This window comes from Ferruginibacter sp. SUN106, from assembly GCF_050611765.1.
Lineage (GTDB): Bacteria > Bacteroidota > Bacteroidia > Chitinophagales > Chitinophagaceae > Ferruginibacter.
In genome coordinates this window covers 14,059-29,200 of sequence record NZ_JBODJC010000004.1, presented here as the reverse complement: position 1 = coordinate 29,200, position 15,142 = coordinate 14,059, and the positions used below count along the sequence as shown (strand labels likewise).

Sequence of the window (15,142 nt, the reverse complement as noted above, 5' to 3'; positions counted from 1 at the left end):
ATTATTTAGCAAGTTTTAATTAAAAGGAAACGTTTACTCCCACTAAAACGGTTCTTGTTTTAGGATAGAAATTATTATAATCAACACCAGGTGCAATTCCTCCCTGGTTAACTTCCGGATCAATACCTTTAAACTTAGTGATGGTAAAAAGATTATTTACAGAAGTATAAGCTCTCATCGATTTGATATATTTAGATATGCCTTTGATGGTATAACCCAATGAAGCATTATCAAACCTGATGTAATTGCCACTTTCGATAAACCTGCTGGAGTATTTATATGCATTTCCATCTGCAGGTGACTCGTCTGCCGCATCAACAAGAATATTGCTACTCATTGCTGTAGTAGGCCTGAAGAGGTCTGCACGGGTAGCATTAAATATTTTATTGCCAAATACGCCTCTGATAAAAACATTAAAATCAAAATCTTTGTATTTAAGGCTGTTAGACCATCCCATTACCAACTTAGGTTGTGCATCACCTTCATAGCGATAATCAGCTCTTGTTGGAGTGGTGGTTAAGCTACCATTAGCAGCAACAAACTGAGACACCCCTGCAGAATTTTTACCTGCATATTCCAGTGTAAAAAACTGGCCTAAAGGATGACCTTCTTTCAACAGTTGTAATGAACTTCCTGATTGACCACCGCCTTCAGGATAACTAACACTTACAGAGTCGCCTCCAATAAATAATGGATTGGTTAATTTGGTGATCACATTTTTATTATGTGCCAGGTTGATACTGCTGTTCCAGGTAAAATCTTTTGTAGAAACCGGAGTGGCAGTCAAGCTCAACTCAATACCCTTATTATTGATAGTACCGCCATTTGCAGTAATTCTGCCGGAAGGAACAAGTATCGGATCTACCCTGTAACCATAGATCATTCCTGTAGTATTTTTATCATACCAATCAATTGATCCGCTTAATTTTCCTTTCAACACGGTAAAATCTAAACCGAAATTAGTAGTAGCTGTTTTCTCCCATTGCAGGTCAAAGTTTGCAGCTTGTGTAGGGCCGTATGCAGAGGTTAAACCTACACCGTTATAATAATAAGTACCCAGGCTTCCTGAAATAAATTGCGCTGTATACGCATTAAAACCAGAAGCATTACCTGTTACACCATAACTGCCTCTTAATTTCAGGTCAGAAAAAATGGTTTGATTTTTCATAAAATCTTCCTGTGTAATTCTCCATGCAGCGCCTACAGAAGGGAAGTAACCCCATTGATTATTTTTACCAAATACTGAACTTCCGTCTCTCCTGATTGATCCCTGCAGCAAATATTTTTCTTTGTAATTATAATTCAAACGGCCGAAATCTGATATCAAACGGGTATGCTGATACGCACCACCTGCACCAAAGTATAAACCACTTCCATAAGTAGACGGGCTGCTTAAGGTAAGGTTGTTATAACTGGTATTATCAACAGGGAAGTTACTGGTAGTGATCTGGAAACCATCTCCGATAATATTATCCTGCCAGGAATATCCTGCTACTACATTGATGCTATGGTACCCGATCTTTTTATCCCATGTAAGGAATGTTTCCAATACTTTTTTCCTGTCCTGGAATGAACTTCTTGTAGCTTGTCCGTTTGAACCAAAAGCCTGTAAAGTATGCCCGCTATAACCCGGATCAGGATTATCATACATACTGTTATACTTACTGGTAAAATATTTATTCAGGTAAGCACCGTACAGGTAAGATGAATTCTGGTAAGAAAGATTCAGATCATAGGTTAATCCAAAAGGTAATTTAACCTGTGTGTTAAAGCTTCCGATCAACAAATTGTACTTGGTATTCATTTGTGCATTGTTAAGCATGGATACAGGATTGTAGTAACCAGACTTAACAAAGTTTTCAAAATAAGATCCATCGGCATTTTTAATTGGAGATACTGGAAGGTAAAGCGCAGACTGTAATAAAATGGTATTCCTGTAAGGCAGGTCATCGGCACTACTGTTAGAGTTAGTTACGTTGATACCAAACTTTACTTTATCATTAAGAGCAGTTTGTTCTAAACCAATACGTGCAATCACCCTGGTAAGATCACTGTTTAAAAGAATACCTTCTTTGCTTAAGTAGTTTACACTGGCATTATAAGTAGTATGCTCGTTACCGCCACTTAAAGAAATATTATGATTGTGCGACAATGCACTGTTTTTTTCCACGGCTTTCTGCCAGTTGGTATTGGCACCTTTATCATCAGCTGGTGTAAAAGCCAGGTTGTTTTTTGTAACAAATGCTCTTAATTGAGAAGCATCCATCATTTTCAATTCGCTGGAAACTTTTTCTGTTCCTACATAACCACTATAGGTTACTACTGATTGTCCTTTCTTTCCTTTTTTTGTGGTGATGATGATTACACCGTTTGCAGCACGGTTACCATAGATAGCGGTGGCCGCAGCATCTTTTAAAATATCGATAGTAGCAATATCATCAGGAGCCACTACTGCTATATCAGCACCGGGTATTCCATCAATTACATAAAATGGGCCTTGCGAACTGTTTAGTGTAGACGCACCACGCAATATCACTGCAGCAGACCTGTTAGGATCGCCACTGGCAGTAATATTTACACCGGCAACTTTACCTTGTAACAATTGCCCTATATCTCCGATAGCTCCTTTATTAAAGTCATCGGGTTTAATAGTGGTTACCGCACTGGATAAATTTTTACGGGAACTTTTACCGTATCCCACCACTACCACATCTGTTAATACGGTTTGTTTTTCTGCAAGCACCACATCGTAACTGTTAGCAGCGCCGATTTTAATTTCTGTAGTCTCAAAATTAACGGCACTAAACACAAGTGTGGCACCGGGTGCTGCATTAATTGTAAATGATCCGTTGGCTGCAGTAGCAACCCCGGTTTTACCGCCCTTTACCGTTACAGTAACGTTAGGAACAGGATCGCCTTTGGCATCTTTTACAATACCCGAAACCGATTTTGTTTGTGCAACAGCACAAAGCGGCAGCACAAATAAAAGCAGCAGAACAGCAGTACTGCTTTTTAAAAATTGTTGGAATAGCAAGCGCATGATTGGTTGTTTTGGTTAGATTATTTAATTGGTCAATACTTGAATAAAAAAAATTTAGAACTTTAAAGTTGCCGGCAGATATTTTGCCACTAACTCTGTATAATAAGGCTTTAGTTCATCCCAGTTGGGTGGTGTGGGATTCTTTGAATACAAATCGTAAGGATTGAATAAACTTACCCACTTCAACATTTCCTTATCGTGATCATCTAATAAATGACTGTATTCTCCTTCTCTGTGCCAGGCATAAAAAGAATGGTAACGCAGCATATACAAACCTTCTTCAGGTAAATGATCTTTCATCATCTGGTACACATATTCATCATGCCCCCAGCTCATATCTACCTTGCGCAAACCGCAATTCGGTGTGTAAACACCGTATTTAGTATTGTATTTTTCGTTGTTGTAATCGGGATTGTCTTTAAAAAATTCAGGATAAACAATTTTATCAGAGTAAGCACATCCTACAGGGAATGTATCGCCTACCACAGCCCATTGCGGCTCATCAAACAGGCAAAGCGTTTTTCCCATATCATGCATCAATCCTACCATCACCATCCAGTCGGGATGCCCGTCTCTTCTTATAGCTTCGGAGGTTTGTAATAAATGCTGAAACTGATCCAGGTCGGTATCAGGATCGGAATCATCAACCAGTTGATTTAAAAACTGGAACGCATCCCATACCGGCATTTCCTTTTTATCAAATTTTAAAAAGTTGTTTTGCTTTTCTTTAACAAAATCAAAAGTCTGATACGTGTGATTGAGCCGGTAAAATTCTTTTACCGTATCCCTTGCAGGAGCTTCATAATTTCTGTACGCTTCTGTGGATTTATCTTTTGCAATAGCTTTTGGATCGGGATAACGTTCCAGAACGTCTTCTTCCCATTCGTCGAGACTGTGCAGTGGGTTTACTTCTCCGGGAAGCAATTGCTTTGCTGTTGACGCCATATAGTGCAATAGTTTTAAGTGTCTGATCTAAAAATCGTAACACTAAATTGACATTTTATAAATTACAAATGACGCATCGGGCTATTTTTATTTACGCAACCGTTTTCGCTTTTCCTGAAAAATTTATGTAGCTTACAACATAATAAACAAGCGGATCAAGGATATTAAGATGGACAAACTAACTATTAAAACATTAGCTAAAGAATTACAACTTTCTGTTTCTACCATTTCAAAAGCATTAAGAGACAGCCACGAGATAAGTGCAGAAACAAAAAGAAAAGTACTGGCATTGGCCGAGCAACTGAACTATACCCCCAACCCTTATGCCAGCAGCTTACGCAAAAGAAAAAGCAAAACCATTGGCGTAGTGATACCCGAAGTAGTAAACAGTTTTTTTTCCCAATCTATCAACGGCATCGAATCGGTAGCTAAAGCAAAAGGCTATCATGTACTGATCTATTTAACGCATGAAAATTTTGAGAATGAAAAAGCGATCTTAAAAGATTTTGAAAGCGGCCGTGTGGATGGTGTGTTACTCTCAGTATCAAGAGAAACAACAGGCTGTACCCATATCAGTGAGTTAATTGAGAAAGAGGTGCCGGTTATTTTTTTCGACCGGGTGTTTAATGAGATCAACACAGTAAAAGTTACCACCAACGATTTTGAAAGTGCTTATGCTGCTACTACACATTTAATAAACAGCGGTTGTAAAAATCCGCATTTTGTTTCTATCATCGGTAATCTTAACATCATCAGTTGCCGCATGCAAGGTTATAAAAAAGCTTTGGAAGATAATGGCATACCATTCACCGATAACAATATTATTAATTGCACTACCAACTTTGAAAATAATTACAATACGCTTTTGAAAAAACTAAAAGCTGCTAAAAGGCCCGATGGTATTTTATGTTCGATTGAAAATTTATCGATCATTATTTATAAAGTTTGTGAAGACCTGAATATAAAAATCCCCAACGATCTGCAGATGATCAGTTTTTCCAATTTAGATACGGCTTCATTTTTAAATCCTCCGTTAACCACCATTACACAACCCGCCTACGAAATTGGCCAGGCCGCCGCAGCCACATTAGTAAAAGCATTGGAAAAAAAGAATTTCGTTATTCCTAATGAAACCGTTGTTATTCCTTCTGTATTAACCATCCGGAAATCCACAAAAATTTAATGCTTTCCGGATCAATTTCAATGCGCTGGTTCCAGAGATCGTTACCTGCGGGGGTTCAAATATGTTCATGCCCGTAAGCTTTGTTTTTACTGCTGAAAATTTTACCCCAAACATGAAATTGTAAGCACATTAGTTAGTAATTTGCCACTTGTAATTAAGAATGTAAAAACTAATAATTGTTTATGAGTGAAATTGTTGTAATCGGTGGCGGGGTGATAGGTTTGTCCAGTGCATACTACTTAAATAAAGCCGGTTACAACGTTACGGTTATTGAACGTGGAGATATTACAGACGGCTGTTCTTTTGGCAACATGGGTTATATTTCTCCCAGTCATTTTGTGCCCCTGGCCAGCCCGGGCATTATCAGCCAGGGCTTAAAATGGATGCTGAGCCCCACTTCTCCTTTTTATATTAAACCCAGGCTGAACCTGGACCTGATGCAATGGGGGTATCATTTCTGGAAAAGCAGCAATGCCGCTACAGTAGAAAAGAATTCACCGCACTTAAATAATATTTTACAACTAAGCCGCAAACTCATCAACGATTTACGGAACGATATCGGCAATACATTTGATATGGAAGAGATTGGTTGCCTGATGATGTGCAAACAACAAAAAACATTAGATCATGAATTTCACATGGCTGATGACGCAGAAATGCTGGGTTTAAAAGTAGAGCGCCTGGTAAAAGAAGATGTGCAAAAATTAGAACCGAATGTAGAAGTGAATGTTGCCGGTGCTGTTTTGTTTAAAGATGATTGTCATTTTAATCCCGGTAAAATGATGGTGGCGTTGAAAGATTACCTGGACAGTAAAGGTGTACAATTTAAACTCAACACCACTGTTACCGGCTTTGAAAAAGCTGCTAAAAAGATAACTGCTGTAATAACTGATAAAGGAAAAATAACCTGCGATGAGGTAATTGTTGCAACGGGCAGCTGGCTGCCGGAAGTTGTAAAAATGATGGGCATAAAATTATTATTGCAACCGGGTAAAGGCTACAGCTATACTTATCCTTCGGTAGAAAAAAATATTAAATACCCTGCTATTTTAGTTGATGGCAGATGTGCTATTACACCATGGGGCAATCAATTAAGAATTGGTGGCACCATGGAATTAAGTGGTATCAACGATAAAGTATTGGTAAAACGCATGCAGGGCATTTACGATTCTGCATTGGATTTTTATCCTGGTTTAAAAATTGATTTTCCTCCTGCTGATAAAATATGGAGTGGCTTAAGGCCTGTTACACCGGATGGCTTACCTTATATTGGCAAACATCATTTATACGACAATGTAGTGATTGCAGGCGGCCATGCTATGCTGGGCATCAGCGAAGGTACGGGTACCGGCAAATTGGTAACCGAGATCATTCAGCGTAAAACCACTTCTATTAATATCAGTGCCTTTAAAGTAGAAAGATTTTAATTACTGATTTTATCATTTTGTTTTTAATTTATATCCCAGGTTTTATAATGCCTGTTCAAAATAGTTTAACGTTTTTAACCTGATGACTCCTGAAACATTAGCTGCTGCAGTAAAAACCGGCATTCTTTTTTTACCCCTTCAACTACTCAAACGAAACCCTTTTGTTCACCTGTTAACTTTACAAAAAGGACAAGGCATTGTACAGTACAGTTCACAGGAATTATCATCAAGAGACCTGTCTAAATATTTTGCTGCATTACCTCCGGTTGCTAAAGAAGCAGTAACTGCCTTACTACCGGAAAAAGTGAAAGTGATTGAAGATGAACTGGTAAAAAAATACAAGCAACAAAAATCAGGCATTGGAGCAGAGCAATTTATCGGCACTGCCTACAACCGGCAATTGCAACAACTTTTTGAAACAGTAAAACCATTCTTTCCTTTACTGAAATGTTATCACCAGCTGCCCAATCCTGCAACGGGTAACCTGATGATAGCACCTTGTACATTCAGTAACTATACACCGTCACTTAGCTTTACCGTTGAAAAACAAAACAATAATTTTTTATTGTTTACACAAATCACCATCAATGGTATTGCTTATGCCGAGTATGATTTTCGCCGCTTTGCTTTTTTATTAGAAAGCAAGAATGAATATTTTATTCTTAAAAATAAAGATTACCACACGCTGGAATGGATCAAAAAAAATAAAACCATTGATGCTGATGGCGCTGCCTTTGCAAAAAACATTTTAGCGGTACTGGAAGAGAATTATACGGTAGAAAGAAATAATTTATTTGCCATTAACCTGGTAGAAAATATTGTACCCACACAAAGAGTGATGCTGAGTGAGATCAGCAATTCTTTTTTAGTACTTACACCGCAATGGTTGTATGATGGCAATATTGCAGAAGGCGAATGGAAAGAACAGATTGAAACCACAGAGGAAGGACAACAGGTTTTCATCAAAAGAAACAAACCCGCCGAACTGGATTTTAAAAAATTACTGGAAAGCCTGCATCCGAATTTTCCCAAACAATTAAATGGCTGGTATTATGTAAGTTTTGCAGATGCGCAAAAAAAACAATGGTTTTTAAAAGTGTACCACCAGTTGCTGGAAATGAATATTGAACTGGCGGGCATTGATATGCTAACACACTTCAGGTATTCGCCGCACAAGCCGGAAACTGATTTTGTAATTAAAAATATCAACGACAGCAAAGTAGCAATAAACTTCTCTTTACACTTTGGAAAAGAGCTGGTGCCTTTAAATGAATTGCAGAAAATTATTTTAGCAGGTCAAAGAGCGGTGATGTTAAAAGATGGTTCATTGGGTGTACTGCATGAAAACTGGCTGGCAGAATTTGGTACTATTATAAAACACAGTAAGATCAGTACTCCATCTACATTGCTGGCACCCAAATGGCTGGCCATTGGTGAACATACCAAAGCAACTGAAGAAAAGAATTTATCACTCAGCATTAGTACCGATTGGTGGCAGGTTTGGGAAAAATGGCAGGATATTGATACGATAGTTTACCCGGTATCAAAAAAAATAAAAGCCACTTTAAGGCCTTACCAGCAAAAAGGTTTTGAGTGGATAAAGCTGCTGGCTGAAGTTAATGCAGGTGCCTGCCTGGCAGATGATATGGGCCTTGGTAAAACTTTACAAACTATTTGTTTTATCACCGACAGGTTAGAAACTGTTGCTGCAAGCATGGCTTTAATTGTTTGCCCTGCTTCTTTAATTTACAACTGGCAGGCCGAAATTGAAAAGTTTGCTCCACACCTGCGTAGCTATGTACACCATGGCACACAACGCAGCCTGGATAATGTGAGCAACAAAACTACTGATGTATGCATCACCAGCTATGGCACACTACGATCTGATATAGAAGCTTTGGCTATCATTCCCTTTGAAGTGGTGGTAATTGATGAAAGCCACAATATTAAAAGCCCTGCGGCACAAATCACCAAAGCGGTAAACCAAATACAGGGCAATTGTCGTGTAGCCCTTAGTGGTACTCCGGTAATGAACAATACTTTTGACTTGTACAGTCAGCTGGAATTTTTATTGCCGGGCATGTTTGGCAGCAGGGAATTTTTTAAAAGAGAATATGCCGATGCTATTGATAAAGACCATAACGAAGAAAAGATATGGATGCTGCAGAAATTAACAGCGCCCTTTATTTTACGCCGTACTAAAAAACAAGTAGCCAAAGACCTCCCCGAAAAAACTGAATCTGTGCTTTGGTGCAACATGAGTACGCAGCAAAAAGATTTGTACGATGGCATTAAAAGCCAGATAAAAGATAACCTGTTCACCGATATAAAAACTAATGGCCTTGGTAAAACCAAACTGGCAGTGCTGCAGGGCATCATGAAGCTGAAACAAATTTGCAGTTCTCCGATGTTATTACCTGCCGAAGAACAAAGCACCCAGTTCTCTGCTAAAACAGACCTGTTGCTGGAAGAACTGAGTAACCTTGGCAAACATAAAGTATTAGTATTTTCCCAGTTTGCAAAAATGCTGCAATTGCTTGCAGATACGCTAACACAAAAAGGCATTTCGTTTTATGTATTAGATGGCAGTACACCTGCCAAACAAAGAAGCCAGCTGGTAGCGGATTTTCAACAAGAGGAAAATACCACAAAGGTATTCCTCATCAGCCTGATGGCAGGTAATACAGGGCTTACATTAACTGCTGCGGATTATGTTTTTCTGTTTGACCCCTGGTGGAATAATGCGGTACAACAACAGGCCATCGACCGTACACACCGTATCGGACAAACGAAAAATGTATTTGCATACAAAATGATCTGCAAGGATACCATTGAAGAAAAAATTATGCAGTTACAGCAAAGCAAAAAAGAGTTGAGTGAAAATTTAATCGGCGATAATGAAGGTTTTGTAAAACAACTTACGAAAGAGGATGTCGAATTTTTGTTTAGTTAGCCACTAATTACACAAAGTTTCACGAATAAAAATGTTCTATTAGTGGCTATTGGTGTAATTAGTGGCTAAAAAAACTACTTTGTATTTTTTTATAAAGATGCATTCCGTTCAGGTTGAGTCCTAAAAAATATACAGTCATTCACGACTGACGATTCACCATTCACGACAAAGATACTTCACTATGCATTTCCGGTATTTCCACCTCATAGCCTTTCTTCATTAATCGTAAACGGAGTTTTTATTTATTTTAGGCTCTCAAAAAAGAAGTCAAGTTATTAAAACTTGACTTCTTTAATATTCACGACTGACGATTCACCACTCACGACAAAGACACTTCACTATGCATTTCCGGTATTTCCACCTCATAGCCTTTCTTCATTAATCGTAAACGGAGTTTTTATTTATTTAAGGCTCTCAAAAAAGAAGTCAAGTTTTTAAAACTTGACTTCTTTAATATTCACGACTGACGATTCACCATTCACGACAAAGACACTTCACTATGCATTTCCGGTATTTCCACATCATAACCTTTCTTCATTAACCGTAAACGGAAATCCTGTTGCACATTATATTCTCCATGCACTAAAAATAAACGTTGCACTTGTTTAGGATCCTGGCAGGCCAGGAATTGGCTCAGGTCATCATAATCACCATGAGCGCTCATACTGCGGATGCTGCCCACTTCTGCATTGATCTCATGCGTAACACCAAAAATATTCACTTCCTTTCTACCCGGTTGTTGCAATTTAGCACCTAAGGAATTCGGTTCGCAATAGCCCGTCATTAAAATAGTATTGCGGCTGCTTTCGATATTATTGCTGATATGATGTTTCACCCTTCCTGCATCGGCCATGCCACTTGCAGAAATTATAACCATCGGCCCGTTCTTAAAATTCAGCAGCTTAGATTCATCAACCGACTGCACAAATTTTAATCCCTTAAATCCAAACGGATCGTTATCGCTGGCTAATATCTTTTGTATGGTTTTATTAAAATACTGCGGGTAGTGCTTTACAATTTCAGTGGCTTTCACACTCAGCGGACTATCTACATAGTACGGCACATCTGGCAATCGTCTTTCTAATTCCAGTTGATTTAAAGCAAATAAAATTTCCTGTGTGCGGCCCACGCTGAAGGCTGCAATAATTAATTTTCCTTTTTTCTGAATGCAGGCTTTCTCCACCCATTCTAAAATCTGGTCGGGTGTGGTGGTGGCATTATCGTGCAGGCTGTTGCCATAAGTAGATTCTAAAATAATATAATCGGCCTGCGAAAATTCTGCCGGTGATTTTAAGATCACATCACGGTATCTTCCCACATCACCACTAAAAGTTAACCTGGTTACTTTTCCATCTTCCTTAATTTTTAAATGTACCGCTGCACTGCCAATGATATGACCGGCATCGGTATACATCACGTCGATATTTTCATCTATGGTAAACCAGGTATCATAATCTACCGTTACAAACTGATCCACTGCAGCCAATGCCTGGTCGGTAGTGTACAAAGGTTTTAAATAAGGTAAGCCTTCCTGTGCCCTTCTTTTATTTTCGTACTTCACATCATTTTCCTGTATGCCGGCACTGTCTTCCATTAATACGGCTGACAATTCTTTAGTTGCAGGCGTGCAATAGATCTTTCCTTTAAAACCATCTGCCACTAATTTGGGAATGAGCCCGCAATGATCCACATGCGCATGCGAAAGAATCAATGTAGTTACTTCAGTGGGATCAAATCCAAACTGGCGGTTCATCATGTCGGTATCTTTTCCTAATCCCTGGAACATACCACAATCCAGTAAATATTTTTTTCCGTTTTTTAAACTGAGTAAGTGCTTGGAACCGGTAACGGTTCTGGCAGCGCCGTGGAAAGCAATCTTCATATAAGTTTTTTATTTTTTTAGCTGCATGTAAAATTTATGCAATCGCTATTCAATTTACGTGAAAATGTTCAATGCTCAATGTTCAATTTTCAAGTTAAAATACAGGTACCTTCTCCCTGAGCATTGTACGTTGAACATTGAAAATTGAGCATTCTTTCTCATTCTCCACTTCCTAAAAAAGCCATCATCCCCATCCCCACTTCAATTGCTCCTTCATCAATATTAAATGTTGGTGTGTGCACACCACTGGTAATGCCCTTTGCTTTATTGCCGGCGCCCAACCTGAAAAAGCAGGCGGGCACCTGGTGAGAGTAATAACCAAAATCTTCAGCGCCCATTCTTAATTCTGTCTCGCTTACATTGGCTGCTCCCATGTAGTCTTCAGCATTTTTACGGGCCACTGCATTCAATGCTTCGTCGTTCAGCACAAAGGGATAGCCGACATCAATTAAAATATCAGCTTCGGCACCCATTGTTTTTACCAGTTCTATAGTTTGGGTTTTTATCAGTTCATGCGCTTTAAAACGCCACTCCTCATTCATAGCACGAAAAGTACCCATCAGTTTTACTTCGCTCGGAATAACATTGGTAGTATTACCACCATTAAAAGAAGTGATGGATAATACCGAAGGGTTAAAAGGATTATTGTTGCGGCTGATAATTTGTTGCAGGCTTACTACTAAATGCGATGCAATTAAAATAGTATCGGCGGTTAAATGCGGCGCTGCGGCATGGCCGCCTTTTGCTTTGATGGTAATATAAATCTCATCAGCACTCGCCATGATCATACCACCACGAAAACTCAGTTGCCCCACTTCCATCCCCGGGTGCACATGCAAGGCAAATATTTTTTGTGGCTTCGGATTTTCCAGTACGCCATCTTTGATCATTATACTGGCACCTCCCGGATTTTTCTCTTCTCCCGGTTGAAAAATTAATTTTACCGTTCCCTCCCATTCATCTTTTAATTCATGTAGAATTTTTGCAGCGCCTAATAAGCAGGTGGTATGTACATCATGTCCGCAGGCATGCATCACCCCTTCGTGCAATGATCTGTAAGGCACATCATTGGCTTCTGTAATGGGCAATGCATCCATATCGGCACGCAATGCAATTATTTTTTTCTCCGGATTTTTTCCTTTTATCAAACCCACCACACCTGTTGTGGCCATTACTTCAAAAGGAATATTCCAGCCCTGTAATTTTTGCTGTACAAACTTTGAGGTTTCAAATTCTTTATAACTTAATTCGGGATGGGAATGTATATGATGCCTTACGTCAATAAATTCACCGGCATATAGTTTTGCTAGTTGTTGTATTTTTTCTTTCAGCATAATTGAGTCGTGAATAGTCAAACGTGAATGGTGAATCGTGGATACCTACTGACGATTGACGTTTCACCATTCACGTCTCACGTCTCACGCCTTAAGGCTGGTTCTCTTCAAGTTCTTTATTCTTATCCACTTTCACCTCTACAATTTCCGGTACCAGGTAAATATTAGTAGTAACTATTTTAGAATTGGTAAGTAATTTCCTGTACTTCTCTGCTTCGTCTTTTTCTACAAAATTGCCAAACTTCAGTTTTATAAATGGCGCCTGAAATGTCATGTACACTTTTTGTTCGGGGAAGCGCTGCAGTAACAATGACCTTACTTTTTTGGCATATTCATTATCGTTACTGCTTAATACCAATAAGCGGAAACCTTTAGCGGCTCTTATACCAAGGCCAACAGTGGCTTTATTAATCTCAGCTTCCTGTTTGGCTAAAATATCCAGCCTCGGGTCTTTATTAATAGTTATTTTGCCGGTAACTGCAGTATCGGTAGCTACAGTTTGCGCCTGTACGGCAATAAAAAAAAGCAACCCGGCAAATAATGTTATTATTCTTTTCATTTAATTTTTATTTTCACTTACTAAAGTACCACTATTAAATAATTTATATTTTGTTAATCGGCCGCCTCAATTGCAATGACTATTGTCCTGTTTTGTATTCCTAAATTCACCACCCTGGTAAAATCAGCTTTTTGTATCAGTCCCTTATTAAATTCAATTTGTTGCATTGTGGCTTCAGTATATTCTAAATTCTCGTTGTTGAAGTTCGTATCCATCTGCTTCCCTGCCTGTGCTGCAGCTTTTTTCAAATATTCCATAAGCCCGGTTTTCAAAAGTTGATTATCAACTGTCTTACTTGTCTCTATAATACAAACAGCATTCGGATTATCCAGTTTTTTTAGTTCCACTTTTTCAACACCATCATAAGGTTGCCCTCCAAAAAGACTAGGCATTTTCAATTTATTCGTTTGAACAAAATTCAGCCTGTACTTATAGCCAAAAGAAAAATTATAAAACTTAATTTGTTTTAACAATACCAGTTCTAAAGCCTGCTTTGATACCAGCATATTCTTAACCCCAACATATTGAATATTCATTGTGGGGTCCTGCTGGCTTTTATTTATCAGATCATCTACTACCTTACCAGTTGCCACCATCAACTCATCAGCGTTCTCTAAGTCTTTAAACCGTCCTGTAGTACTTAATTTACATACTAATTTTGTATTTACAAGGCCGGCCAGAATCTGATTTTCGGTTGTTATATCACCGGGAGCCAGGCTGCATTTGGTATACACCCATTCAACAATATAGCCTGTTGTATCTTTTTCAATAACAGAAAAAGAGGCTTCAAAAACTGACAGGTATTTGGCTTCCTTTCCATCATGCTTATTAATTGTTGTACTGCTGAATTTTACTTTATGTATGTCCCCTTTTTTCCAATGCGGAATAACAATTACCGATGTATCCGTGCTAACCTGGGTTTGACCAAAACAAAGAACTGTCACAAAACAAGCAGCAAAAAATAAAAGCGATTTGATTTTCATCTGGTTACGTTGATTATCTGAATGATCCATAATTTGCAAAAACTGTTCCATCAATTTACTCGCCAGCTTCTTTAACAATCTGAACACTGCTGCTGCAACCTAAGCGATCGGCACCGGCAATCACCAGCTCTGCAGCAAAACTATAGTTTTTTATACCACCGCTTGCCTTAATTTTTATGGAAGACGCTAAATGTTTACGCATCAGTTGCACGGCTGCAACGGTAGCCCCTTTTTCGGCATAACCGGTGCTGGTCTTCATAAAATCTACCCCGGCTGCCCCATAAATATCGCAGCAGGTAATTATTTCATCGTCGGTTAAAATGCCGCTTTCAATAATTACTTTAATCACTTTGCCTTTACTTCTTATCACCGGCATTACCGTATTGATCTCGCTGGCTAAAAACTGCCAGTCGTTGTTTTTTATGGCACTGATGTTGATGACCATATCCAGTTCATCGGCGCCATCAATAATGGCCAGCACTATTTCGGCCACTTTGGCTTCAATAGCCGAATAGCCAAACGGGAAACCAATAACGGTAGCCACTTTCACATTACTGCCTGCTGTTAGTTCCTTTGCTTTTTTTACAAATAAAGGGGGTACGCAAACTGCTGCAAACCCGTACTCTTTTGCTTCGGCACACAATTGCTCTACATTGGCAATGGTGGTGGTGGGTTTTAGAACCGTGTGGTCTATATAAGATGCAATGTTCATAATATGTAAAAATACGGCTTTCGGAGATTTAAAAAGGCTGATTACTAAAAGATAGCAAGGCTTATGGGGAAATACAAATGCTCAACGCTCAATGTTCAATTTTCAATGGAGGGCAAGCTTTTTA

General features: G+C 38.8%; 10 protein-coding genes. 3 read left to right on the top strand and 7 right to left on the bottom strand.

Translation table 11 applies throughout. The features are described from left to right. Window positions 1–19: 19 nt before the first annotated feature. Together ACQ334_RS16275 and ACQ334_RS16270 are read right to left on the bottom strand one after the other, a co-directional pair. Window positions 20–3,040 (bottom strand): SusC/RagA family TonB-linked outer membrane protein, encoded by a 3,021-nt coding sequence (locus tag ACQ334_RS16275; protein ID WP_430989310.1) that lies wholly within the window; start codon window positions 3,038–3,040, stop codon window positions 20–22. A gap of 54 nt (window positions 3,041–3,094) precedes the next feature. Continuing rightward, entirely contained in the window at window positions 3,095–3,985 is an 891-nt protein-coding gene (locus ACQ334_RS16270; protein WP_430989309.1) for an inositol oxygenase family protein, read from the bottom strand. Window positions 3,986–4,154: 169 nt separating this feature from the next. Between ACQ334_RS16270 and ACQ334_RS16265 the strand changes: the two genes are divergently transcribed. From ACQ334_RS16265 to ACQ334_RS16255, 3 genes are all read left to right on the top strand, one after another. Then, entirely contained in the window at window positions 4,155–5,168 is a 1,014-nt protein-coding gene (locus ACQ334_RS16265; RefSeq protein WP_430989308.1) for a LacI family DNA-binding transcriptional regulator, read from the top strand. Between the two features lie 182 nt (window positions 5,169–5,350). Further along, window positions 5,351–6,595: an NAD(P)/FAD-dependent oxidoreductase gene (locus tag ACQ334_RS16260; RefSeq protein ID WP_430989307.1), complete on the top strand. Its 1,245-nt coding sequence runs from the start codon at window positions 5,351–5,353 to the stop codon at window positions 6,593–6,595. A gap of 82 nt (window positions 6,596–6,677) precedes the next feature. Next, complete coding sequence (locus ACQ334_RS16255) at window positions 6,678–9,548, top strand: DEAD/DEAH box helicase (RefSeq protein ID WP_430989306.1); 2,871 nt, start codon at window positions 6,678–6,680, stop codon at window positions 9,546–9,548. 478 nt (window positions 9,549–10,026) lie between these two features. Here the strand turns inward: ACQ334_RS16255 and ACQ334_RS16250 are convergent, their stop codons facing one another. The 5 genes from ACQ334_RS16250 to deoC form a co-directional block, all read right to left on the bottom strand. Then, a complete protein-coding gene (locus tag ACQ334_RS16250) occupies window positions 10,027–11,430 on the bottom strand; it encodes an MBL fold metallo-hydrolase RNA specificity domain-containing protein (protein ID WP_430989305.1) in 1,404 nt (467 codons plus the stop codon). 158 nt (window positions 11,431–11,588) lie between these two features. Further along, on the bottom strand, window positions 11,589–12,764 hold the full coding sequence (locus ACQ334_RS16245) for a M20 metallopeptidase family protein (RefSeq protein WP_430989304.1): 1,176 nt from the start codon (window positions 12,762–12,764) through the stop codon (window positions 11,589–11,591). Window positions 12,765–12,855: 91 nt separating this feature from the next. After that, window positions 12,856–13,323, bottom strand: coding sequence for a hypothetical protein (locus ACQ334_RS16240; RefSeq protein ID WP_430989303.1), 468 nt, complete (start codon window positions 13,321–13,323; stop codon window positions 12,856–12,858). Between the two features lie 53 nt (window positions 13,324–13,376). Then, on the bottom strand, window positions 13,377–14,336 hold the full coding sequence (locus ACQ334_RS16235) for a hypothetical protein (protein WP_430989302.1): 960 nt from the start codon (window positions 14,334–14,336) through the stop codon (window positions 13,377–13,379). A 25-nt stretch (window positions 14,337–14,361) separates the two neighbouring features. Beyond that, on the bottom strand, window positions 14,362–15,018 hold the full coding sequence (gene deoC, locus ACQ334_RS16230) for a deoxyribose-phosphate aldolase (protein WP_430989301.1): 657 nt from the start codon (window positions 15,016–15,018) through the stop codon (window positions 14,362–14,364). Window positions 15,019–15,142: the final 124 nt, after the last annotated feature.

What these genes read in the sequence shown, in the direction of transcription:
- ACQ334_RS16275 (WP_430989310.1), bottom strand. Translation starts at nt 3,040, where the DNA reads ATGCGCTTGCTATTCCAACAATTTTTAAAAAGCAGTACTGCTGTTCTG.
- ACQ334_RS16270 (WP_430989309.1), bottom strand. Translation starts at nt 3,985, where the DNA reads ATGGCGTCAACAGCAAAGCAATTGCTTCCCGGAGAAGTAAACCCACTG.
- ACQ334_RS16265 (WP_430989308.1), top strand. Translation starts at nt 4,155, where the DNA reads ATGGACAAACTAACTATTAAAACATTAGCTAAAGAATTACAACTTTCT.
- ACQ334_RS16260 (WP_430989307.1), top strand. Translation starts at nt 5,351, where the DNA reads ATGAGTGAAATTGTTGTAATCGGTGGCGGGGTGATAGGTTTGTCCAGT.
- ACQ334_RS16255 (WP_430989306.1), top strand. Translation starts at nt 6,678, where the DNA reads ATGACTCCTGAAACATTAGCTGCTGCAGTAAAAACCGGCATTCTTTTT.
- ACQ334_RS16250 (WP_430989305.1), bottom strand. Translation starts at nt 11,430, where the DNA reads ATGAAGATTGCTTTCCACGGCGCTGCCAGAACCGTTACCGGTTCCAAG.
- ACQ334_RS16245 (WP_430989304.1), bottom strand. Translation starts at nt 12,764, where the DNA reads ATGCTGAAAGAAAAAATACAACAACTAGCAAAACTATATGCCGGTGAA.
- ACQ334_RS16240 (WP_430989303.1), bottom strand. Translation starts at nt 13,323, where the DNA reads ATGAAAAGAATAATAACATTATTTGCCGGGTTGCTTTTTTTTATTGCC.
- ACQ334_RS16235 (WP_430989302.1), bottom strand. Translation starts at nt 14,336, where the DNA reads ATGGATCATTCAGATAATCAACGTAACCAGATGAAAATCAAATCGCTT.
- deoC (WP_430989301.1), bottom strand. Translation starts at nt 15,018, where the DNA reads ATGAACATTGCATCTTATATAGACCACACGGTTCTAAAACCCACCACC.